Annotated in this window: 21 protein-coding genes and 1 other RNA gene; 15 read left to right on the top strand and 7 right to left on the bottom strand. The window is 37.7% G+C overall.

The features are described from left to right. The first annotated feature begins 14 nt into the window (after positions 1-14). From ydiJ to cydC, 8 genes are all read left to right on the top strand, one after another. Positions 15-3,104, top strand: coding sequence for a D-2-hydroxyglutarate dehydrogenase YdiJ (ydiJ, locus tag AC6H0A_RS04180; RefSeq protein WP_179230823.1), 3,090 nt, complete (start codon positions 15-17; stop codon positions 3,102-3,104). A 69-nt stretch (positions 3,105-3,173) separates the two neighbouring features. Beyond that, positions 3,174-3,554 carry an endonuclease domain-containing protein gene (locus AC6H0A_RS04185; protein WP_005643619.1) on the top strand — a complete coding sequence of 127 codons (381 nt, stop codon included), beginning with the start codon at positions 3,174-3,176 and terminating at the stop codon, positions 3,552-3,554. A gap of 256 nt (positions 3,555-3,810) precedes the next feature. Further along, positions 3,811-4,227, top strand: coding sequence for a hotdog fold thioesterase (locus tag AC6H0A_RS04190; protein ID WP_005643617.1), 417 nt, complete (start codon positions 3,811-3,813; stop codon positions 4,225-4,227). Next, positions 4,224-5,195 carry a ferrochelatase gene (hemH, locus tag AC6H0A_RS04195; RefSeq protein ID WP_044233304.1) on the top strand — a complete coding sequence of 324 codons (972 nt, stop codon included), beginning with the start codon at positions 4,224-4,226 and terminating at the stop codon, positions 5,193-5,195. The genes AC6H0A_RS04190 and hemH overlap by 4 nt, the downstream gene beginning before the upstream one ends. Positions 5,196-5,273: 78 nt before the next feature. Further along, positions 5,274-6,131 carry a co-chaperone YbbN gene (locus AC6H0A_RS04200; protein WP_005643614.1) on the top strand — a complete coding sequence of 286 codons (858 nt, stop codon included), beginning with the start codon at positions 5,274-5,276 and terminating at the stop codon, positions 6,129-6,131. Between the two features lie 109 nt (positions 6,132-6,240). After that, positions 6,241-7,197, top strand: coding sequence for a thioredoxin-disulfide reductase (trxB, locus tag AC6H0A_RS04205; RefSeq protein WP_005643612.1), 957 nt, complete (start codon positions 6,241-6,243; stop codon positions 7,195-7,197). A 62-nt stretch (positions 7,198-7,259) separates the two neighbouring features. Beyond that, complete coding sequence (gene cydD / locus AC6H0A_RS04210) at positions 7,260-9,020, top strand: heme ABC transporter permease/ATP-binding protein CydD (protein ID WP_179230816.1); 1,761 nt, start codon at positions 7,260-7,262, stop codon at positions 9,018-9,020. After that, complete coding sequence (gene cydC / locus AC6H0A_RS04215) at positions 9,020-10,750, top strand: heme ABC transporter ATP-binding protein/permease CydC (protein WP_005643608.1); 1,731 nt, start codon at positions 9,020-9,022, stop codon at positions 10,748-10,750. Before cydD ends, cydC begins: the two co-directional genes overlap by 1 nt. Positions 10,751-10,770: 20 nt before the next feature. On the opposite strand, the gene ffs is transcribed toward cydC, so the two are convergent. Further along, an RNA gene (ffs, locus tag AC6H0A_RS04220) (signal recognition particle sRNA small type) lies at positions 10,771-10,869 on the bottom strand. 128 nt (positions 10,870-10,997) lie between these two features. Between ffs and nrdG the strand changes: the two genes are divergently transcribed. Next, on the top strand, positions 10,998-11,465 hold the full coding sequence (gene nrdG / locus AC6H0A_RS04225) for an anaerobic ribonucleoside-triphosphate reductase-activating protein (protein ID WP_005643606.1): 468 nt from the start codon (positions 10,998-11,000) through the stop codon (positions 11,463-11,465). 56 nt (positions 11,466-11,521) lie between these two features. On the opposite strand, the gene hpt is transcribed toward nrdG, so the two are convergent. Beyond that, positions 11,522-12,061, bottom strand: coding sequence for a hypoxanthine phosphoribosyltransferase (gene hpt, locus AC6H0A_RS04230; protein WP_005627201.1), 540 nt, complete (start codon positions 12,059-12,061; stop codon positions 11,522-11,524). 211 nt (positions 12,062-12,272) lie between these two features. Then, the gene (pmbA, locus tag AC6H0A_RS04235; RefSeq protein ID WP_005643602.1) at positions 12,273-13,628 is read right to left on the bottom strand and encodes a metalloprotease PmbA; all 1,356 of its coding nucleotides are present in this window, start codon (positions 13,626-13,628) and stop codon (positions 12,273-12,275) included. 88 nt (positions 13,629-13,716) lie between these two features. Here pmbA and yjgA point away from each other — a divergent pair, with 88 nt between their 5' ends. The 6 genes from yjgA to rapZ are packed head-to-tail and all read left to right on the top strand — an operon-like array spanning position 13,717 to position 17,508. Beyond that, positions 13,717-14,253 carry a ribosome biogenesis factor YjgA gene (gene yjgA / locus AC6H0A_RS04240; protein ID WP_005643600.1) on the top strand — a complete coding sequence of 179 codons (537 nt, stop codon included), beginning with the start codon at positions 13,717-13,719 and terminating at the stop codon, positions 14,251-14,253. A 48-nt stretch (positions 14,254-14,301) separates the two neighbouring features. Continuing rightward, positions 14,302-14,910 carry an LPS export ABC transporter periplasmic protein LptC gene (gene lptC / locus AC6H0A_RS04245; protein WP_005643598.1) on the top strand — a complete coding sequence of 203 codons (609 nt, stop codon included), beginning with the start codon at positions 14,302-14,304 and terminating at the stop codon, positions 14,908-14,910. Next, positions 14,891-15,409 (top strand): lipopolysaccharide transport periplasmic protein LptA, encoded by a 519-nt coding sequence (lptA, locus tag AC6H0A_RS04250; protein ID WP_005643596.1) that lies wholly within the window; start codon positions 14,891-14,893, stop codon positions 15,407-15,409. Before lptC ends, lptA begins: the two co-directional genes overlap by 20 nt. A 3-nt stretch (positions 15,410-15,412) precedes the next feature. Beyond that, on the top strand, positions 15,413-16,138 hold the full coding sequence (gene lptB / locus AC6H0A_RS04255) for an LPS export ABC transporter ATP-binding protein (protein ID WP_005643593.1): 726 nt from the start codon (positions 15,413-15,415) through the stop codon (positions 16,136-16,138). A gap of 2 nt (positions 16,139-16,140) precedes the next feature. Beyond that, positions 16,141-16,635 (top strand): PTS IIA-like nitrogen regulatory protein PtsN, encoded by a 495-nt coding sequence (ptsN, locus tag AC6H0A_RS04260; RefSeq protein ID WP_005643590.1) that lies wholly within the window; start codon positions 16,141-16,143, stop codon positions 16,633-16,635. A 15-nt stretch (positions 16,636-16,650) separates the two neighbouring features. Further along, positions 16,651-17,508, top strand: coding sequence for an RNase adapter RapZ (rapZ, locus tag AC6H0A_RS04265; RefSeq protein WP_005643587.1), 858 nt, complete (start codon positions 16,651-16,653; stop codon positions 17,506-17,508). A 39-nt stretch (positions 17,509-17,547) separates the two neighbouring features. Here the strand turns inward: rapZ and AC6H0A_RS04270 are convergent, their stop codons facing one another. From AC6H0A_RS04270 to ftsA, 4 genes are all read right to left on the bottom strand, one after another. Beyond that, the gene (locus AC6H0A_RS04270; RefSeq protein ID WP_005635006.1) at positions 17,548-18,705 is read right to left on the bottom strand and encodes a chorismate mutase; all 1,158 of its coding nucleotides are present in this window, start codon (positions 18,703-18,705) and stop codon (positions 17,548-17,550) included. A gap of 124 nt (positions 18,706-18,829) precedes the next feature. Beyond that, positions 18,830-19,747 carry a UDP-3-O-acyl-N-acetylglucosamine deacetylase gene (gene lpxC, locus AC6H0A_RS04275; RefSeq protein ID WP_005643581.1) on the bottom strand — a complete coding sequence of 306 codons (918 nt, stop codon included), beginning with the start codon at positions 19,745-19,747 and terminating at the stop codon, positions 18,830-18,832. Between the two features lie 43 nt (positions 19,748-19,790). After that, on the bottom strand, positions 19,791-21,053 hold the full coding sequence (gene ftsZ / locus AC6H0A_RS04280) for a cell division protein FtsZ (RefSeq protein WP_005643578.1): 1,263 nt from the start codon (positions 21,051-21,053) through the stop codon (positions 19,791-19,793). Positions 21,054-21,134: 81 nt separating this feature from the next. Next, on the bottom strand, positions 21,135-22,412 hold the full coding sequence (gene ftsA / locus AC6H0A_RS04285) for a cell division protein FtsA (RefSeq protein ID WP_497512489.1): 1,278 nt from the start codon (positions 22,410-22,412) through the stop codon (positions 21,135-21,137). Positions 22,413-22,422 lie beyond the last annotated feature (10 nt).

Consider the following 22,422-nt stretch of genomic DNA (forward strand, 5'->3'; position numbering starts at 1 on the left):
TTTAAATGAGTTAAATACTATGTTGCCATAGTCTAAATCGCATTCCTCAAATTGAACAATATGTACTTGATTATCTTGATGATCTTCAACGCCAACATTTTGAGGGGGATATTGCGACAAATTATTCGGATAGATTAAGTCTTGCTACGGATAACAGCGTTTACCAACAGCTTCCCCAAGGGATTCTTTTTCCGAAAACTGTAGCTGATATAGTACGTATAACAAAATTGGCAAATGTACCAAAATATCAATCACTCAGCTTTACGACTCGCGGTGGAGGTACTGGCACAAATGGACAATCCATCAATAACAATATAATAGTGGATCTTTCTCGCCATATGACTGCTATTTTAGAGCTCAATGTAAAAGAACGTTGGGTTCGAGTACAAGCAGGCGTAGTAAAAGATCAACTTAATCAATTTTTAAAACCATATGGTTTGTTCTTTGCCCCAGAGTTATCCACCAGCAATCGAGCGACTTTAGGTGGAATGATTAATACCGATGCCTCTGGGCAAGGTTCATTGCAATACGGTAAAACCTCTAATCACGTTTTGGCATTACGCGCAGTATTAATGAACGGTGAGATTTTAGATACAAGTTCGGTCAATTCTGTTGATGTTTTAGAAAACATCGATGCGCTTGAATTAAGTGATAGTAGCAAAAGACTCCATCAAACCATTGCGCAACGCTGTAAAGAAAAAAGAGCAGCTATCATTAAAGATCTGCCACAACTTAACCGTTTTTTAACGGGATATGATCTGAAAAATGTATTCAATGAAGATGAAAGTGAATTTAATCTCACCAGAATCCTCACTGGTTCTGAAGGTTCTCTCGCATTTATTTGTGAAGCCAAAATCAATCTACTGCCAATTCCTCAGTATCGCACGCTCATCAATATTAAATATCGTTCCTTTGATGCGGCATTACGCAATGCCCCTTTTATGGTGAAAACCAATGCGCTTTCTGTGGAAACCGTTGATTCCAAAGTCTTAAACCTCGCCAAACAAGATATTATTTGGCACTCGGTGAATGAACTTCTTACAGAAGATGAAGAAGATCCAATTCTTGGTTTAAATATTGTGGAATTTGCTGGTAATAATAAAGAAAAAATAGACCGCCAAGTCACCGCACTTTGTCGCTCACTTGATGAAAAAATCGAACACAACCTAGATCACATTATTGGCTACCAAATTTGCTCGGATTTACCTTCTATTGAGCGTATTTATGCAATGCGAAAAAAAGCCGTGGGCTTACTTGGTAATGCAAAAGGCGCAGCCAAACCAATTCCTTTTGTAGAAGATACTTGTGTCCCCCCAGAAAATCTTGCGGATTACATCAGCGAATTTCGTGCTTTATTAAACAAACACAATTTACAATATGGCATGTTTGGTCACGTGGATGCGGGCGTGTTGCACGTTCGCCCAGCGCTTGATTTATGCGATAAAGAACAAGTGAAATTATTTAAACAAATTTCAGATGCAGTAGCAGAACTTACGATTAAATATGGTGGATTACTCTGGGGAGAACATGGAAAAGGCGTGCGTTCCCATTACGGCGAAAAATTCTTTACGCCAGAACTCTGGCACGAACTTCGTTATATCAAAACCTTATTCGATCCAAACAATCGCTTAAATCCCGGCAAAATCTGTACGCCTTTGGATTCCAAAGAGGAACTTTATTCTATTCTTTCGCCGATGCGGGCTGATAACGATCGCCAAATTCCTATCCAAATACGCGATGAATTTAAGGGTGCGATGAACTGCAATGGAAACGGGTTATGTTTTAATTTTGATGAACACAGCATTATGTGCCCATCGATGAAAGTAAGTAAAAACCGTGTATTTTCACCGAAAGGTCGTGCAGCCATGGTTCGAGAATGGCTGAGATTAATGGCGAATGAAAATGTTTCTCCCGCACAATTAGACTTCCGTAAAACAGAAATAAAACTAACCGCACTTGTAAAAAGACTAAGCAATACGATTCAAAAATGGCGAGGCGACTATGATTTTTCTCACGAAGTGAAAGCTGCGATGGATACTTGCCTTGCTTGTAAAGCCTGTGCGAGCCAATGCCCGATTAAAATTGATGTGCCAAGTTTCCGTGCGAAATTCTTTCATTTTTATCATAGCCGCTACTTACGACCAACAAAAGATCACGTTGTGGCAAATTTAGAAATCGCTGCGCCTTATATGGCGAAACAGGCAAAATTATTTAATTATTTTACCAAGCTAAAAGTCACGCAAACATTAGTGGAAAAAACACTAGGCATGACCGATTTGCCCTTGCTTTCTGAACCCAATTTGCAACAACAGCTGGTGGAAATTCATTATCAAGGCAAATCCTTAGAAGAATTGGAAGACCTAAGTGCGGTAGAAAAAACCAATATTTTATTTATTGTGCAAGATCCTTATACCTCTTACTATGATGCGAAAGTGGTACGCGATTTTGTTATACTTACGCAGAAATTAGACTTCACACCAATTCTGTTGCCATTTAAACCAAACGGCAAAGCAATGCACATTAAAGGCTTCTTAAAACGCTTTAGCAAAACAGCACAAAACCAAGCAGAGTTTTTAAATCGAATGGCAAAATTAGGCATTCCACTTGTAGGCGTTGATCCAGCCATCGTGCTGTCTTATCGAGATGAATACAAGGAAGCTCTACAAGAAAAACGTGGCGATTTTTACGTTCTCACCGCACACGAATGGTTAAAACAAAGATTACAAAATACGGCGTTACAAGATAAACTGAAAAACATCGCCAAAACTGACCGCACTTCCGATTGGTATTTATTCCCGCATTGTACGGAATCTACCTTTATGCCAAACAGTCCAAAAGAATGGAAAGAAATTTTTGGAAGTTTTGGACAACAACTGAATGTAGAAAAAGTAGGATGTTGCGGTATGGCTGGTGTATTTGGACATGAAGTTCAAAATCAAAAAATGAGCCGAGAAATCTACGATGTATCGTGGCATAAAAAACTGCATGGAAAAGATCCGCACTTTTGTTTAGCAACTGGTTATTCTTGTCGCAGTCAGGTAAAACGTTATGAAAATGTGGTGTTAAAGCATCCTGTGCAGGCGTTACTTGAGGTTTTAAAATAAATAATGATAACTTGCCTTCCCCTGCTTGCGGGGGAAGGTGCCCGAAGGGCGGAAGGGGGATATAGGGATATGCGAAATAAAAATCAACGATTAGCCCAATATGCTACAGAATTAAGACGTAATATGACAGATGCAGAGTATGCACTATGGTATCATTTAAGGAATAAACTCTTTTGTGGTATCCGTTTTAATAGACAGGTTATTATTGGTCATTACATTGTGGATTTTTGCAGTAGAAAATTAAAACTTGTTATTGAATTAGATGGCATTCAGCACGTAGAACAAGAACAATATGATTTAGAAAGAACAAAATTCTTAACAGCACAAGGCTATAAAGTTATTCGCTTTTGGAATGATGAAGTACTAAAAAACATAGATAATGTGCTTGAAACAATTTATGTTGAAATTGAACATTCATCCCCCCTCAGCCTTCGGCAGCTCCCCCCATAAATGGGTGGAGCCAAGATTAGAAGCTCTAAAATAAATAATGATAACTTGCCTTCCCCTGCTTGCGGGGGGAGATGCCCAAAGGGCAGAAGGGGGATATAGGGATATTCGAAATAAAATTTTGGAATGATGAAATATTAAAAAATAGATAATGTACCTAAAACAATTTAGGTTGAAATTGAACATTCCCCTCTCAGCCTTCGGCAGTTTCTCCTATAAATAAATGGAGTTGAGAGAATAAATAACAGGAATAGATCAAATGCGCTGGAAAAAAATTTTTACCCTTGAAAACTTAAATCAACTTTGCTCCAACAGTGCAGTTAGTCATCTTGGAATTGAAATTTCTGCTTTTGGCGAGGATTGGATTGAAGCGACAATGCCAGTGGATCATCGTACTATGCAGCCGTTTGGTTTCTTGCATGGAGGGATTTCGGTTGCTTTAGCTGAAACAATTGGTTCTCTTGCTGGTTCACTTTGTTTGGAAGAAGGCAAAACTGCGGTGGGATTAGATATTCACGCCAATCATCTTCATCCAGTTCGTTCAGGTAAAGTAACCGCGAGAGCCACGCCACTTAATTTAGGCAGAAATATCCAAGTTTGGCAAATTGACATCCGCACAGAAGAGAATAAACTTTGTTGTGTTTCTAGATTAACCCTTTCCGTAATCAATTTATGACAAAATCCGCAAAAATTGGCGTATTACTTGCCAATCTAGGCACGCCAGATAGCCCGACACCGAAGTCAATCAGCCGTTATTTATGGCAATTTTTAACGGATCCTCGCGTGGTCGATTTACCGCGTTGCAAATGGTATCCACTACTCAAGGCGATTATTTTGCCATTGCGTTCAAAACGCATCGCTAAAAATTATCAAGCGATTTGGACAGAACAAGGCTCGCCTTTACTTGCCATTTCACGACAACAAAAAGACGCATTACAAGCCTATTTAGATAAGCAAAATATCGATATCCAAGTAGAAATTGCCATGACGTACGGCAATCCATCAATGCAAAGTACGGTGAAAAATTTGCTCAAAAATCAAGTTGAGCGAATTATTATTTTGCCACTTTATCCGCAATACTCTAGCTCAACTACGGGCGCAGTATTTGATGCTTTCGCTAACGCCCTTAAAGAAGAACGAGGATTAGTGCCTTTTGATTTCATCCATTCTTATCATATCGATGAGAATTACATTAATGCTTTAGCTGATTCAATAAAAGTGCGGTTAAAACCCGATGAGTTTTTGCTATTTTCTTATCACGGTATTCCTTTGCGTTACGAAAAAATGGGCGATTATTATCGTGAACATTGTAAACAAACGACTATTGCAGTTGTTAATAAGCTGGGCTTAACAGAAAACCAATGGGGAATGACGTTTCAATCTCGCTTTGGACGTGAAGAATGGCTACAGCCTTATACCGATAAATTTTTAGAATCTGCTGCAACACAGAACATTCAAAAAATTGCCGTTATTTGCCCAGGTTTCTCCGTTGATTGTTTAGAAACCATTGAAGAAATTGACAAAGAAAATCGAGAAAATTTCTTAAACAACGGCGGGCAATCTTATCAATATATTCCAGCACTTAATGTAGAGCATGCACATATTGAAATGATGGGGAAATTGATCCTGGAAAAACTTGCTTAATAATAGAAATGGTAAAACGTTTCTAAAATCTTCCGCACTTTGCTAAAATCAGCCATTATTTTTTCACAAGGATAAAACATGGCTGATTTTCCTTTTATCGTTGACATCAACGAACAAAATCTTACTGAAATACTGCAACAATCCTTAGAAAAACCACTTGTCATCAATTTTTACGCGCCAACGCATAAAGAATCATCAGATTTCTTGGCTATACTTGAGCAAGTTGCAGAACAATATCAAGGACAATTTATTCTTGGAAAAGTAAATTGTGAAAAAGAGCAAATGATTGCCGCACAATTCCGCATCCAAGCATTGCCAACTACCTATTTATTTAAAGAAGCACAGGCATTAGATGCATTTCCAGGCGCACTTGATAAAGCGTCATTAATCCAACGATTAAGTATTATTTTACCAAAAGAAGAAGATTTAAAATTCCAGCAAGCGTTAGATTTCTTGCAAGTAGAAAATTATGAGGCAGCATTGCCATTATTGAAAGATGCATGGGAACTTTCTGATAAGAAAAATAGTGATGTCGCCCTACTCTATGCAGAAACCTATATTGCAATGAAAAAAACGGAGCCAGCACAGGAAATTCTAAAACAAATTCCATTGCAAGATCGTGATAGCCGTTGGCACGGATTACAAGCACAAATTGAGCTACAAATTCAAGCTGCAGATACGCCTGAAATCCAACAATTACAGGCCGATTATGCTAAAAACCCAACAGCTGAAATTGCAATAAAACTTGCCGTACAACTTCATCAAGCTGGACGAAATGAAGAAGCACTGACACTACTTTTCGGTATTTTAAAAACCGACTTAGGCGCGCAGAATGGTGAAGTTAAACAACAATTTTTATCCATTTTAAGTGCAATGGGCAATGCTGATCCGTTAACAAATAAGTTTCGCCGATTGCTTTATTCACTGCTCTATTAATCGAAAGGTTTATAATTGATAAGGTGTATGGAACAATTTCATACATAGCAATTACCAGAATAGACTTAAATTCAATTAATTCTCTCTTTACGAAAAACAAGGATTCTTTATGTCAGATATCAAACACGCAAAACTTTTAATTTTAGGCTCAGGTCCTGCTGGTTATACAGCTGCTATTTATGCGGCACGTGCAAACTTAAAACCAGTATTGGTGACGGGTTTGCAACAAGGCGGCCAACTTACTACCACAGATGAAATCGAAAACTGGCCGGGTGATTTTGAGATGACTACTGGTTCAGGTTTAATGCAACGTATGTTGCAACATGCAGAAAAATTTGAAACAGAAATCGTCTTTGATCATATCAATCGCGTAGATTTATCTTCTCGCCCATTCAAACTTTTTGGTGATGTGCAAAATTTCACTTGTGATGCGTTAATTATCGCAACAGGTGCCTCAGCACGCTATATTGGCTTACCTTCAGAAGAAAACTACAAAGGACGTGGTGTTTCTGCTTGCGCAACCTGTGATGGGTTCTTTTATCGTAATAAGCCTGTCGGTGTGATTGGTGGTGGAAATACTGCGGTGGAAGAAGCGCTTTACTTAGCCAATATCGCAAGTACAGTGCATTTAATCCACCGTCGCGATAGCTTCCGTGCGGAAAAAATCCTTATCGACCGTTTGTACAAAAAAGTGGAAGAAGGAAAAATCGTTCTGCATACTGACCGCACTTTAGATGAAGTGTTGGGTGACAATATGGGCGTAACAGGATTACGTTTAGCCGACACTAAAACTGGAGAGAAAGAAGATCTCAAATTAGATGGTTTATTTGTAGCGATTGGTCACTCGCCAAATACGGAAATTTTCCAAGGTCAATTAGAACTGAATAATGGCTATATCGTTGTAAAATCAGGCCTTGAAGGAAATGCAACAGCTACTTCTGTGGAAGGCGTGTTCGCAGCAGGCGATGTAATGGATCACAATTATCGCCAAGCCATTACCTCTGCGGGAACTGGTTGTATGGCAGCCTTGGATGCAGAACGCTATTTAGATGCTCAAGAAGCATAAATTCTCTAACTAACTCCCCTCTTTTAAAAAGAGGGGAACTTTTTCTATATCACGATAAAACTATGAACAAACTTCGCCAAAAATATTTACAAAAATGGCTTCGCGCACAACAAGAACCTATCAAAAAATTAATGCGCGCAAACATTGTCTTAGCTACACTTTCTGCACTCATTTTAGTTGCACAAACTTATTTTCTGGCAACGTTGCTTGATAAACTGATTATGCAAAATGTGCCTCGTGATGAACTTATTCCTTATTTTCTCGGGCTAATTATCGGCTTCGGGATGCGTGCTATTATTTTATGGGCACGCGAAAAAATAGGTTTCCAAAGCGGACAATTATTACGCAACCATATTCGTCAAAAAATTCTGGATAAAATTCATCTTGTCGGCCCTGCGACAATCAATCAAAAACCAGCTGGAAGTTGGGCAAGCATTATGTTGGAACAAGTAGAAAACTTACATAATTTCTATGCCCGTTTTCTGCCTCAACAAAGTCTTTCAGCCATTGTTCCAATCGTTATTTTCATTGCTGTATTTCCATTGAACTGGGCTGCAGGCTTAATCTTAATGATTACCGCACCGCTTGTTCCTATGTTTATGATCATTGTCGGTATTGCTGCGGCTGACAACAGCCAAAAAAATATGGATACCCTTTCTCGCCTCAGTGCCCAATTTTTAGATCGCTTACACGGCTTGGAAACCTTGCGTCTTTTTAACCGCACTTCTGAACAAACGGAGCATATTGAAAATGCCACTGAAGATTTCCGTGAAACCACAATGGATGTGTTAAAACTCGCTTTTCTCTCTTCTGCCGTATTGGAATTTTTTACCTCTATTTCCATTGCACTGATGGCGGTCTATTTTGGTTTTAGCTACTTAGGTCAAATTGAATTTGGTACTTATAATGCACCGCTTACACTTTTCACAGGTTTCTTTTGTTTAATTCTTGCACCTGAATTTTATCAACCCTTACGCGATCTGGGCGCTTATTACCATGACCGAGCAGCGGGTATTGGTGCAGCAGATGCCATTGTTGATTTCTTAGAATCCGATTATTTAACCGTTCATCAAAATGAAAAAACAATTTCTTTAGAAAATGCGGTTGAAATTTCTGCCGAAAATTTAATGGTGCTTTCGACACAGGGTTCAGCATTAACCAAGCCATTAAACTTCCAAATTCCAGCAAATCACAATGTTGCGCTTGTAGGACAAAGCGGCGCAGGAAAAACCTCATTAATGAACGTAATTTTGGGCTTTTTACCTTATGAGGGCTCTCTCAAAATTAATGGGCAAGAACTTCGCGAAAGTAATCTAGCTGACTGGCGCAAACATATTGCCTGGGTAGGACAAAATCCATTGTTACTACAAGGCACAATTAAAGAAAACTTACTACTTGGCAATATTCAAGCCAACGATGAAGAAATTAATCAAGCGTTAATACGCTCTCAAGCGAAAGAATTTACCGATAAACTTGGACTTCATCACGAAATAAAGGATGGTGGATTAGGTGTTTCTGTGGGTCAAGCTCAACGCCTTGCCATTGCTCGTGCACTGTTACGCAAAGGCAATCTACTTCTACTCGATGAGCCAACCGCAAGCTTAGATGCACAATCAGAAAATCTTGTTTTACAAGCATTGAATGAAGCAAGCCAGCATCAAACTACGCTGATGATTACCCACCGAATTGAAGATTTGAAACAATGTGATCAAATTTTTGTGATGCAACGAGGAGAAATAGTACAGCAAGGTAAATTTACCGAATTACAACATGAAGGTTTCTTTGCTGAACTACTCGCTCAACGACAACAGGATATCCAATAATGCGCACATTACTTCCGTTTATACGTTTATTTAAATTCGCCAAATTTCCTCTTATTTTAGGCTTGGTGCTGATGATTTTAGGATTGGGATCCAGCATGGGCTTACTTACCGTTTCAGGCTGGTTTTTAGCTGCTACAGCCATTGCAGGACTAGGCACGCTATTTAACTTTTTCTACCCTTCAGCCAGTGTGCGAGGTTTAGCTATCGGACGAACCGTCATGCGCTATTTTGAAAAAATAGTGACGCATGATGCAACATTCCGCATTTTGTCCAAATTACGCGTACAAATATTTGAAAAAATCATTCCTTTAAGTCCAGCGGTATTAAATCGTTATCGTAACAGCGATTTGTTAAATCGTTTAGTGTCCGATGTGGATACACTTGATAGCCTCTATTTGCGTTTACTTGCGCCATTTTTCACTGCTGCATTTGTAATCATTGCCATGACGATTGGACTCAGCTTCGTCAATATTCCACTCGCACTTGGTTTAGGCTTATTTTTGTTAATTTTATTAATCATTATCCCGACTGTTTTCTATCGACTAGGACAGCAATTTGGTGAACGCTTAATCCAAGCACGCGCGACCTATCGAACCCAGTTTTTAGAATTTATCCAAGCACAAGCCGAGCTTTTATTATTTAATGCAGAAGATAAATTAAAAGAGAAAATGTCAGCCACAGAAAAAACATGGCAGGAAGATCAAGCCAAAGAAGCCAAATTAAGCGGATTTTCTACCGCTCTTGTTCTTTTTCTAAATGGTTTATTAATTTCTGGAATGTTATGGTTTGCAAGTAACGCCGATTTTGGCACAGATGAATACCACACGGCTTATATTGCACTTTTCACTTTTGCTGCACTTGCAGCCTTTGAGATCATCATGCCATTGGGTGCGGCATTTTTACATATAGGTCAAGTGATTGCTGCAGCAGAGCGTGTAACCGAAATCATTGAGCAAAAACCGCTTGTTGAGTTTAATGGTAATGAGGAATTTGAAACAAAAGTGCGGTTAATTTCTGCGAAGGATTTAAGTTTTTCCTATCCAGGGCAAGAAACGCTTGTATTAAAAAATCTTACATTAGATTTAGAACAAGGCCAAAGAATTGCTATTTTAGGCAAAACTGGAAGTGGAAAATCTTCACTCCTTCAACTTTTAGTACGCAATTATGATGCGAATCAAGAAGAGCTTTTATTGGCAGAAAAACCCATTTCCGCCTATTCAGAAGAAACATTACGCCGACAAATTTGTTTTTTAACTCAACGTGTTCACGTATTTAGCGATACGCTTCGTCAAAATTTACAATTTGCAAGTGCGGAGGAAATTTCTGATGAAAAAATGATTGAAGTGCTACATCAAGTTGGTTTAAGCAAATTACTTGAGCAAGAAGAAAAAGGTTTAAATCTTTGGCTTGGGGACGGCGGTCGTCCACTTTCTGGTGGGGAACAACGCCGTTTAGGTTTAGCACGTATTTTACTCAATAATGCGCCAATTTTATTGTTAGATGAACCAACAGAAGGTTTAGATCGCGAAACTGAACGTCAAATTTTACGTTTAATTTTGCAACATGCCGAAAATAAAACCCTAATTATGGTCACTCACCGTCTAAGTTCAATTGAACAATTCGATAAAATTTGTGTAATTGATAACGGAAGATTAATCGAAGAAGGCGATTACAATAGCTTAATCACAAAAGAAAATGGTTTCTTTAAAAGATTGATTGAGCGAGTATAAGAAAAGAAAGTTGGGCGGAAACCTTCCCAGCTTCTTCTCGGCACACAGTAATTCCGACTTTGGCTGCTTCCTTCCAGACCTGACCGAGTAAACCAGACACCGTTGCGAGAGACCGAGAAGGTTTCCATTGATATCGCAATGCGATTGCGCGCTATTATGCAGAAATTACTGCCGTATTGCAAAGATTAATTAAAAAGCGCGGTGAATTTGGCGAGAATTTAAGCTACATTTTTAGGATTTTTATGAAATGAACTATCTCCAATACTACCCTACCGATGTTATCAATGGCGAAGGTACAAGATGCATACTTTTCGTCAGTGGATGTACGCATGCTTGCAAAGGTTGCTATAACCAAAAAAGTTGGTCATTTTCAGCGGGTGTATTATTTGATGAAGCGATGGAACAACAAATCATCAATGATTTAAAAGACACTCGCATTAAACGCCAAGGGTTGACGCTTTCAGGTGGCGATCCACTTCATCCCCTTAACGTAGAAACATTATTGCCCTTTGTGCAACGCGTAAAACGAGAATGTCCTGATAAAGACATCTGGGTTTGGACGGGTTATAAGCTAGATGAATTAGATGAACAACAACGTGCTATGTTGCCTTATATTGATGTCTTAATTGATGGGAAATTTATTCAAGAACAGGCTGACCCAAGTTTAGTTTGGCGGGGCTCAGCAAATCAAATTATTCATCGATTTAAGTTATAAAAAGTGCGGTTAAAAATTCATTTAAAATTTCAACCGCACTTTTCAATAAAATCAAATTATTCTTCTAAAACAACTTTACCGATATAGCCTAAATTACGATGGCGTTGCGCGTAATCGATACCATACCCCACCACAAATTCATCAGGAATTTCAAAACCAACCCATTCAACAGGCACTTCCACTTCACGGCGAGAAGGTTTATCAAGCAAAGTACAAATTGCAAGGCTAGCAGGCTCACGCAAATTCAAAATATCACGCACTTTTTCCAAGGTATAACCCGTATCAATAATATCTTCCACAATTAAAACGTGTTTACCTTTTATATCGCCGTCCAAATCTTTGGTAATTCGAACGTCGTGATTCGTAGTCATGCCTGTGCCATAACTTGAAGTGGTCATAAATTCAATTTCCACAGGTAAATTTATCTGACGAACGATATCCGCCATAAACATAAAGGAACCACGTAAAAGCCCTACAACAACAAGGCTATCGATCTGTTTTTCTTGATAAAATTTTGTAATTTGAGCACCTAATTCAGCAATACGAGCATGAACATCGTTCTCTGAGATTAAAACGTCAACGTGGTGTTTTTTCATTGTGTTTCCTTATGAAATGACAGGGGATAAAATCGTTTGCTATTTTACAAAAAAAAGGCTGAAGTTTAAACCTTCAGCCTTTTTGAACCCTAACGAATTTACTTTCTACTCTACCTGTTGGAGCAACCTGCAATCGCTTAACAGATGTGCGTATAGTAGCAGACATTTAGTTATTGTCAATAAGAATAATTCTCAATTTTAAAAATATTTTTTAATTTCCTGAAATTTTCATCTTATCTAACAGAATAGAACCCGTTTGGATGTTAGAACGATGCTCTATATCATCCGCTACAGTAATCATATTCTTCAACATATCTTGCAGTTGGCCCGCAATAGTAATTTCGGCAACTGGATATTGAATTTCACCATTTTCCACCCAAAAACCTGATGCACCACGTGAATAATCGCCTGTAACAATATTGACACCTTGTCCCATGACATCCGTTACTAACAATCCAGTTCCCATTTGACGTAAAAGTGCGGTCAATCCACCGGCCAAATTTGGCTTAACAAGCCAGTTGTGAATTCCACCAGCATGACCAGTACTTGGCATACTAAGTTTTTTACCACTATAACTTGTCACTAAATAAGTTTGTAATATCCCGTCTTCAACAATTTCACGATCTTGCGTACGAACACCTTCACTATCAAAAGGCGTTGAAGCCAAACGGCGTAATAAATGTGGTTTCTCACTGATATTGAACCAATCAGGTAAGACCTGCTTACCCAAATGATCGAGCAAGAAACTCGATTTTCTATATAAACTGCCACCACTTATTGCTGCGGCGAAATGAGAAATAAGACCAGTTGCAACATCATTTAAGAAAATAACTGGCACTTCTCGTGTACTCAATTTTTGAGGGTTTAAACGAGAAATAACTTTCTTTGCACAATTTTCGCCAACCCAAATTGGAGATTGGAGTTTATCGAATTCACGAGAGATCGTGTATTCGTAATCATTTTCTAAGGCATCTTCTACACCACCAATAACCGAACAAGATAAGGAATAACGGCTTGATAAATAACTTTGCAACATGCCATGACTATTTCCATACACTTTCACGCCTGTATGTGAATTAAAACTTGCACCATTACTATTTATAATACGCTCATCCGCCTCTAAAGCCGCCTTTTCAGCCTGAAGTGCAAGTTCTGTTGCTTTATCAACATCCATATCAGCAGCATGATAAAGTTCTAAATCAGGCGCATCAAAAGCCATTAAATCCTTATCCGCAAGGCCTGTGCAATCATCGGGTGAAGTGTACTTTGCAATAGCAAGTGCGGCTTCCACTGCGTTTCGAATTGCGCCTTCACTTAAATCTGATGTTGATGCATTGCCTTTTTGTTGTCCCATATAAACGGAAATCCCCAATGCACCATCATTAGTAAATTCAACATTTTCAATTTCTTGCAAGCGTGTGGATACTGACAATCCACTCACTTTAGTGACGGCGACTTCTGCAGTCGCCCCTGATTTTGTTGCTAATTCAACAGCAAAGCTGACTGCTTGACGTAATTCTTGTTCTTGAGCTTTCAAAAGTGCGGTTTGATTTTCGGCTATTTTCATTATTTTTTCCCATTAAAAATTTGTCGCATTTTATATTATTTTGAAACTTTGTGCTAAAATACGCGCCAAATTTTAGTTGAGAGAAATTATGGCAAAACGTAAGAAAAAAGAAGCTTTCAATTGGGAAGATGAAGAGCAAGAAGAAATTATTTGGGTAAGTAAAAGCGAAATCAAACGCGATGCTGAAGATTTAAAACAACTTGGTGAAAAAATTGTAAATTTAACCAAAGCCAATCTTGCGAAAATCCCACTTGATGAATCCTTACTTGATGCCATTGAACTTACACAGCGTTTACAAAAAGAAGCTCGTCGCCGTCAATTACAGTATATCGGTAAATTATTTCGAGGCATTAATGTTGAGCCTATTCGTGAAGCATTAGATAAAATCGAAAATAAACATAACCAACAGCAGGCTATGCTGCATAAAATCGAAAAAGTGCGGGATGAATTAGTAGAAAAAGGTGATATGGCTCTAACCGATTTATTAAATGATTATCCAGATGTAGATCGTCAACAACTACGTAATCTTGTTCGTTCAGCACAAAAAGAACGTGAGCAAAATAAACCATCGAAAGCATATCGAGAAATTTATCAAATGCTCAAAGCATTGATGTTAGAAGATTAAAAAATATTAAATTTTTATCCGCACTTTTCGAGTAACAAATTTAAAAATATGAATATTCGTTGGAATGTAATTTTAGGTCTTATCGCTCTCGGTTCACTGGGATGGTTTTATTCTTTAAATAGCGATAAACCTGATTTATCAAACTTAGTAAAAAAACCAGATAGTCCAGATTATATTGGAAATAAAATGGAAACTACGGTGTTTTCCCCTGAAGGTAAGAAACAATATCTCTCAACTGCAGACAAAGTGAAACACTATACAGTTGATGGCCATACTGAGTTTGAAATGCCTTTGGTGTACTTATTTGATGTCTCTACATCTAATAATGCTGAAAAATCAAATAATTCAGCAAAATTATTAGAATCACAAAGTTGGAAACTTAGCGCCAAAAAAGCCAAATTGACGAAAAATGAAATGCTTTATTTAGAAGGTGATGTCGTTGCAGAAAGTTTAGAACCGACTTCTCGTTTACAGAGAGTCGAAACTCAAGTTGCCGTGGTTAACTTAAAAACTCAAGATATTTCATCAGATACAATGGTGAAAATAAATGGACAAAATTTTAACTCAACAGGCTTAAAAATGGTTGGCAATCTACGCCAACAAATTGCAACATTAAAAGAACAGGTAAAAACATATTATGAAATTAACAAACAATAAAATTATTTTACTCGCTGTATTAATCATGACCTCTTTCTCTGCTTTAGCGTTGAAAGATGACACGAATCAACCAATTAACATTGTTTCTGATAATCAATCATTAGATATGGAAAAAAGTGTTGTCACTTTTACTGATAACGTTTCAATTACTCAGGGTTCAATTTTAATCAAGGCAAATAAAGTTGTCATTACGCGCCCACCTGAAAATTCAGGTAAAAAAGAAACCGTAGAAGCATTTGGTACTCCAGTAACATTCCATCAAAAGCTAGATAATGGTAAGCCAGTGGATGGTAAAGCAAATAAAGTTCACTATGATCTTGGTACTGAATTTTTGACATTAACTGACAATGCTGAATTAAAGCAATTTGATAGTAAGATTAATGGACAACTAATTACCTACGATGTGAAAAAACAGCAACTTAAAGCTAATGGCAATGGAAAATCACGTGTAACAACAGTCCTTATTCCATCGCAATTACAACAAGCTAAAGGGAAATAATTTATGTCAATTCTGACTGCTGAAAATTTAGCTAAAAGCTATAAAAGCCGTAAAGTTGTTTCAGATGTAAGTTTAACTGTAAACTCTAATGAAATTGTCGGTTTGCTTGGACCAAACGGTGCTGGGAAAACAACAACCTTCTACATGGTTGTCGGGTTAGTTCGCCAAGATCAAGGCAAAATTATTATTGACGGAGAAAACATTAGTTTACTCCCAATGCATAATCGTGCGCAACGTGGAATTGGTTATTTACCACAAGAAGCCTCTATTTTTCGCCGTTTGACTGTATATGAAAATCTAATGGCTGTATTAGAAATACGCAAAGATTTAACCACTCAACAACGTCGAGAAAAGGCTGATGAGTTGATTGAGGAATTTAATATTGGCCATATTCGAGATAGTTTAGGTCAGTCATTATCTGGCGGTGAACGTCGTCGAGTTGAAATTGCACGAGCATTAGCTGCCAATCCCAAGTTTATTCTATTAGATGAGCCATTTGCTGGTGTAGATCCAATTTCTGTGAGCGATATTAAGAAAATTATCACCGACTTACGTAACCGAGGGTTAGGAGTTTTGATTACCGATCATAATGTACGTGAAACACTTGATGTATGTGAACGCGCTTATATTGTTGGCGAAGGTAAAATTATCGCAACAGGCACACCAGAACAAGTTATGAACGATGAACACGTTAAACGCGTTTATCTTGGCGAACAATTCAAATTATAAAAATGAAAATAACTGAACTATTAAGCCCTGAGAATATTCGTCAGGGCGTTAGTTTTTCTAGCAAAAAACGATTATTTGAATCTATCGCACATTTTGTAGAAGAAAAACTTCACTGTGATAAAGGTGAGCAAGCGTGCTTTGAATCCCTTTTTGAGCGTGAAAAACTGGGTAACTCAGGGCTAGGAAATGGCATAGCAATGCCTAAGGCGAAAATACCTCTTGAGGTATGTGACAAAGCAATTGCTATGTTTATGCAATTGGATAACCCAATTAATTATGATTCGCTTGATGGTAAACCTGTAGATTTAATCTTTGCTATACTTATTCCAGATAATCAGTGCGAAACATACATCCCTATATTGGCATCATTAATCGAAAAACTTACCGATAAAAATATGTTAAAACAATTACGTTCAGCCAAAAGTGCGGATGAAATTTGGCAAGTTTTTGAGATTTCAGATAGAGCTGAAAGTTCGCTGGAAGAAACGCAAGAATAATTTAAAGGGGGAATTATGGAAATTATCATTATTAGTGGACGTTCTGGCGCAGGAAAATCCGTAGCCTTACGAGCATTAGAAGACGCCGGATATTATTGTGTTGATAATATTCCCCTGGATTTACTTCCTCAATTGACTGATATTCTATCTCAATCCCAATCTTCGGTCGCAATCAGCCTTGATATTCGTAATATTCCTAATTCAACCAATACCCTTGAACAAACTCTAAATACCTTACAAAAATATCATCAATTAAAGATTATTTTCCTTGAAGCAGATCGTGGCACATTGATTCGTCGTTATAGCGACTCACGCCGTCTGCACCCACTTTCCTTGAAAGATTTATCTCTTGAAGCTGCAATAGATGAAGAATATCGCTACCTTGAGCCATTAATTCAACACGCAAACTTTATTATTGATACCACCCACCTTTCTACTCATACCCTTGCTGAACGCCTACGCGAATTTTTACGAGGAAATAGTGATAAAGAACTAAAAATCGTTGTTGAATCTTTTGGCTTTAAATATGGAATTCCTTTAGATGCGGATTATGTTTTCGATGTACGTTTCTTACCTAACCCACATTGGGATCCAACATTACGCTCAATGACAGGATTAAATGCGCCAGTAGCAGAATTTCTGAATAGTCACACGCAGGTGAATGAATTTATCTACCTCACTCGTAACTATATTGATACTTGGTTGCCTATGTTAGAAAAAAACAATCGTAGCTATTTAACTATTGCTATTGGGTGTACAGGAGGAAAACACCGTTCCGTTTATATTGCCCAGCAGTTAGGTGAATATTTTCAAGCTAAAGGAAAAATCGTCCAAATTCAGCACAAATCTTTAGAACGAAATAAAAAAGCATAAAAAAGTGCGGTCAAAAATAATTTTATTGACCGCACTTTCTTATAAATTAACTGGTTTTACAATCTCGCTAGGATAACAACCTAAAATCTTTAGATAATTACTACAATTCTTTAACTCTTCCAAAGCTTGCTGAATATCAGGATGATGGATATTCGCTTCTATTTCGAGATAAAACATTTCTTCCCAAGGTTTCCCATAAATTGGACGAGATTCTAATTTTGTCATATTAATTTGATGTTTTTTGAAAACTAAAAGTGCATCAACTAATGAGCCAATTTGCTGTGAAGTTGTCATTAGCAATAATGTTTTTGCTGGTATCTGTGGTGAAACCTCACGCTGTTCTTTAGCAACGACAATAAAACGCGTAATATTGTTCTCTTGATTAGCAATATTAGTTTTTAATACACTAAGTCCATATAATTTACCACCATCTTCATTCCCTAATGCCGCAATATTCGGCTTATTTAAACTTGCAATAAGTTGCATTGCATGGGAACTACTTTCACAATATTCAATATGTACTCGATCAAGACTATGTATAAATTGACTACATTGTTGAATCACTTGAGGATGACTATATAAAGTATCGATTTCACTTAATTCAGTCGTGCCATTTACCAAAACACAATGCTGAATTGGGTAAGCCAGCTCGCCTACCAATGATAAGTCAGTATGCTGGAGCAAGTCATAGACTTCATTAATAGCACCTGATGTTGTATTTTCTAAAGGCAATACACCAAAATCTGCTTCACCATTTTGCACTTTTTCAAATACTTGCTCAAAAGACTGACATCCTAGTTCTACAAATTGTTTTTGATAACGAGCAGCATAATTACGTGCAGCTAAATTTGAATAAGAACCTCTCTTACCTAAAAAAGCAATATGTAAATTTTGATTACGTTGTTCATTAAGTTTATTCTGCAAATAGACTTGCTGTGTCAATACTGAATCTTCAATGATTTTTTGGAAAATTGAAGTGATATATTGTGGTTCAAGTTGATAATTCTCATTTTCTGAAAATTGAACTAATTCTTGTAAAAGTTGCTGCTCTCGCTCTACATCACGTAAAGCTTTTTGCGAGATCTCTTTACTTCTCACTACATCGAAAGCTAAACGATGACGCTCAGAAAGCAATTTTAATAAACTACGATCTATTTGCGTAATTTGTTGGCGAATTTCAGATAATTCTAGCTTCATAGCATCCCCTTATAAAAAATAAGAAAAACCAACCGCACTTTTAAGCATTAGTCATTTAAAGTGCGATGAAAATAAAAAAGCTATACTTCCTAGCAGAAATATAGCTTTTTTAAAAATAAAATGATTAGATAAATACTTGAACAGGCGCAACATATCCTTGCGGTACTTGTTCTTTATCTTCAAAAGTTACAAACTCCCATGCTTCTTGATTTGCTAATACAGCACGTAGTAACTTGTTATTTAAACCATGACCAGATTTATAAGCCTTGAAATCACCAATAATGTTATAACCAGCCATATAAAGATCGCCAATTGCGTCTAACATTTTATGACGAACAAGTTCATCTTTAAAGCGTAAGCCATCTTCATTTAAAATTCTATAATCATCAAGAACAATAGCATTATCAAGGCTACCCCCTAATGCTAAACCTTGAGATTGAAGATATTCTATATCTTTCATAAAACCAAATGTTCTTGCTCGACTAATTTGATGAACAAATGCTTGAGCAGAGAAATCCATGACATAATTACGAACATTTTTGCCAATAGCAGGATGATCAAAATCAATAGTGAAATCTAAACGAAAACCATTGTAAGGTTTAAATTCAGCCCATTTATCACCATCTTCAACTCGAACATGTTCTTTAATACAAATAAATTTCTTAGGCGCATTTTGTTCTTCAATTCCAGCATCTAACAACAAATAGATAAATGGACTCGCGCTACCATCCATAATAGGAATTTCAGGTGCATCAACCTCAATAATAATATTATCAATTCCAAGACCTGATAGTGCTGCATTCAAATGTTCAACGGTAGAAATGCGCACACCTTGCTCATTAATTAATGCGGTACAAAGCATTGTATCACGTACTGAATTAGGATCAGCAGGGAATGCCACTGCAGGATTTAAATCTGTACGATAGTAAACAACACCAGTATTTGGCATAGCCGGACGTAATGTTAAAGTCACTTTCTTACCGCTATGTAAACCAACACCTGTTACTTTAATACTTTGTTTTAATGTTCTTTGTTTAATCATTCTACTACCTTAATATTCCAGGTATTTCTCAAAACCAATTAAATTAATTCTCTTCACGTTGTGCAGGATTAAAGAAACTATTTTTCTTAAATGCTTCTAAACGATCTGTGATCGGTTTATCCAACGGACGATGATATTCTTCCGCAGGAGTTTTTTGAGTTTCTACTGGCTCACGAGTATGTATATCAGGCACAATATTTACGCGACCTGTACCTTCTGACTCAACTGGACGAGAAAGACACAACACTTGAACAGACTCAGTTGGGGCGATTTCCCCTAATCCTGTTGCCACAATAGTCACTCGAATTTCATCACTCATCTCAGGCACTAGACTCGTACCAACAACAACTGTCGCTTCTTCAGAAGCAAAACTACCTATTGTCTCACCTATAATGTTAAACTCATCAAAAACTAAATCCATTCCAGCAGTAATATTAACTAAAATACCTTGAGCGTTAGAAAGATCTATTTTTTCTAGAAGATCGTTACGTACCGCAAGACGAGCCGCCTCTTCTGCTCTACCCGCACCAGGTTCTCCCACAGCTGAACCAAAACCAATCATAGCTTGTCCTTGAACGGACATTACCGTTCTTACATCAGCGAAGTCCACATTAATTAAACCAGGAGAGGTAATCATATCTGAAATTCCCATCACGGAATTACGCAACACGTCGTTTGCAGCAGCAAAAGCATCAATTAATTTAGCATTTTTAGAGAGAACTTTTTGGATTTGTTGATTCGGAATAATAATCATTGAATCAACATATTGGGATAAATCTTTAATACCGAGCTCTGCAAATTGCATACGCTTTTTGCCTTCAAAAGCAAATGGTTTGGTTACAACAGCAACGGTTAACATGCCTAATTCTTTAGCAATTTTTGCGACAACAGGCGCTGCACCAGTACCAGTACCGCCGCCCATACCAGCTGCAATAAAGACCATATCCGCACCTTCAAGCATTTTGCGAATTTCTTCCTGATCATCTTCCGCAGCCTTACGACCAATATTTGGATTTGCCCCAGCGCCTAAACCTTTGGTTGTTTCTCCACCAATTTGTACAGTTTGTTGAACTTGACTTTTGCGTAATGCTTGAGCGTCTGTATTTACAGCGTAAAAAATAATACGGCCATGCTCTTCTGAAGTTAATGAGCTTTCACCCAAATAAGTTCCACCCATTTCTTGCTTGACCATACTCATAACCATATGGTTTACAGCATTACCGCCACCGCCGCCGACACCTACGACTTTGATCAGTGCGCCGGACTCATTAAAATTATCGTACTCAGGGTACTCTGGGTATAACATCGATGTTCTCCGTTAAGGCCAGATAAGCTGGCTCAATATAAAACCTAAATTCTCTCTATTGTAGATGAAAAATCAGAATAATCAAAATTCTGACCGCACTTTATCCATAATTTTTTTAATTCCATTCAAAATTTGTTTTAGTACTCCGTCATCAGATTCATCATTTCCTGAAATCAAATCATCATCACTGTTACTATGGTTATACTGTAACAACCCCACCACCGTTGAATATTGAGGGCGATTCACGTAATCTGTCAATCCAGTAATATTCAGCGGGCTACCAATACGTACCTGGCAATTAAATACATCAGATGCACATTCTTTCAAATCTTCTATTTGCGCACCACCACCAGTAATGACTACGCCAGCAATAAGCTCAAACTTCACGTGTTTTGTTTCCAACTCAGCCTTTAATTTATCTAATTCGTCTTTCACAACACCTAGAAGTTCCGTGTAGCGAGCTGATGTAATTAAGGATAAATCACTTTTTGTTAATGAACGGGGTGCTCGTCCACCAATACTTGCAACTTCAATTTTTTTATCTCCGTGCAAACGAGCTGGATAAAATGCACTTGCATAATTAACTTTAATTCGTTCAGCTTCTGCACGCGAAATAGTACAAGCGTGAGCAATATCGTTAGTCACAATATTTCCTGCATAAGGAATAACCTTACTGAAACGTAATGCACCGTTTGTATAAACCATCACATTCATTGTGCCTGCACCTAAATCAATCAAGCAAACACCAAGATCTTTTTCATCTTCGGTTAATACTGAATGTGTTGCTGCAAAACCAGAAAAAACGACTTTATCCACTTGTAAACCACATCGCTCAACCGCTTTTTTCAGGTTGTTTTGCCAATCTTGATGACAGGCAATTAAATGTACTTGTGCTTTTAAACGAACACCTTGCAAACCCAATGGATTTTTAATATTCAACTGACGATCCACCGCATATTCTTGAGGAATCACATGCAATAAGGATAAACCTTCAGGCAACTTGATGGAGCTCGCTGTATGCAGTGCAGAATCAATTTCATCTTGTGTTACTTCGCTATCTGAAATTGGCACAAAACCACTTTCATTTAAACTTTGAATATGTTCACCAGTAATTGCCAAAGTTACACTCATAATCTGACAATCAGCCATAGATTCAGCTGCTTCAATGGCTCTTTGAATAGAATTTACGACAGCTTCAAGATCGGTGATACTGCCACGATCAATCCCTTTAGATGGGCAACTACCAACACCTAACACATTCACTACGCCATCAGGAAATACCTCGCCCACTACGGCAACAATTTTTGACGTACCGACTTCTAATCCTACAATTGTTTTAGCTTCCACACCTTTAACCATTTTCGCACCT

It is taken from the genome of Haemophilus sp. THUN1692, from assembly GCF_059704395.1.

What these genes read in the sequence shown, in the direction of transcription:
- AC6H0A_RS04185 (WP_005643619.1), top strand. Translation starts at nt 3,174, where the DNA reads ATGCGAAATAAAAATCAACGATTAGCCCAATATGCTACAGAATTAAGA.
- AC6H0A_RS04190 (WP_005643617.1), top strand. Translation starts at nt 3,811, where the DNA reads ATGCGCTGGAAAAAAATTTTTACCCTTGAAAACTTAAATCAACTTTGC.
- hemH (WP_044233304.1), top strand. Translation starts at nt 4,224, where the DNA reads ATGACAAAATCCGCAAAAATTGGCGTATTACTTGCCAATCTAGGCACG.
- AC6H0A_RS04200 (WP_005643614.1), top strand. Translation starts at nt 5,274, where the DNA reads ATGGCTGATTTTCCTTTTATCGTTGACATCAACGAACAAAATCTTACT.
- trxB (WP_005643612.1), top strand. Translation starts at nt 6,241, where the DNA reads ATGTCAGATATCAAACACGCAAAACTTTTAATTTTAGGCTCAGGTCCT.
- cydD (WP_179230816.1), top strand. Translation starts at nt 7,260, where the DNA reads ATGAACAAACTTCGCCAAAAATATTTACAAAAATGGCTTCGCGCACAA.
- cydC (WP_005643608.1), top strand. Translation starts at nt 9,020, where the DNA reads ATGCGCACATTACTTCCGTTTATACGTTTATTTAAATTCGCCAAATTT.
- nrdG (WP_005643606.1), top strand. Translation starts at nt 10,998, where the DNA reads ATGAACTATCTCCAATACTACCCTACCGATGTTATCAATGGCGAAGGT.
- hpt (WP_005627201.1), bottom strand. Translation starts at nt 12,061, where the DNA reads ATGAAAAAACACCACGTTGACGTTTTAATCTCAGAGAACGATGTTCAT.
- pmbA (WP_005643602.1), bottom strand. Translation starts at nt 13,628, where the DNA reads ATGAAAATAGCCGAAAATCAAACCGCACTTTTGAAAGCTCAAGAACAA.
- yjgA (WP_005643600.1), top strand. Translation starts at nt 13,717, where the DNA reads ATGGCAAAACGTAAGAAAAAAGAAGCTTTCAATTGGGAAGATGAAGAG.
- lptC (WP_005643598.1), top strand. Translation starts at nt 14,302, where the DNA reads ATGAATATTCGTTGGAATGTAATTTTAGGTCTTATCGCTCTCGGTTCA.
- lptA (WP_005643596.1), top strand. Translation starts at nt 14,891, where the DNA reads ATGAAATTAACAAACAATAAAATTATTTTACTCGCTGTATTAATCATG.
- lptB (WP_005643593.1), top strand. Translation starts at nt 15,413, where the DNA reads ATGTCAATTCTGACTGCTGAAAATTTAGCTAAAAGCTATAAAAGCCGT.
- ptsN (WP_005643590.1), top strand. Translation starts at nt 16,141, where the DNA reads ATGAAAATAACTGAACTATTAAGCCCTGAGAATATTCGTCAGGGCGTT.
- rapZ (WP_005643587.1), top strand. Translation starts at nt 16,651, where the DNA reads ATGGAAATTATCATTATTAGTGGACGTTCTGGCGCAGGAAAATCCGTA.
- AC6H0A_RS04270 (WP_005635006.1), bottom strand. Translation starts at nt 18,705, where the DNA reads ATGAAGCTAGAATTATCTGAAATTCGCCAACAAATTACGCAAATAGAT.
- lpxC (WP_005643581.1), bottom strand. Translation starts at nt 19,747, where the DNA reads ATGATTAAACAAAGAACATTAAAACAAAGTATTAAAGTAACAGGTGTT.
- ftsZ (WP_005643578.1), bottom strand. Translation starts at nt 21,053, where the DNA reads ATGTTATACCCAGAGTACCCTGAGTACGATAATTTTAATGAGTCCGGC.
- ftsA (WP_497512489.1), bottom strand. Translation starts at nt 22,412, where the DNA reads ATGGTTAAAGGTGTGGAAGCTAAAACAATTGTAGGATTAGAAGTCGGT.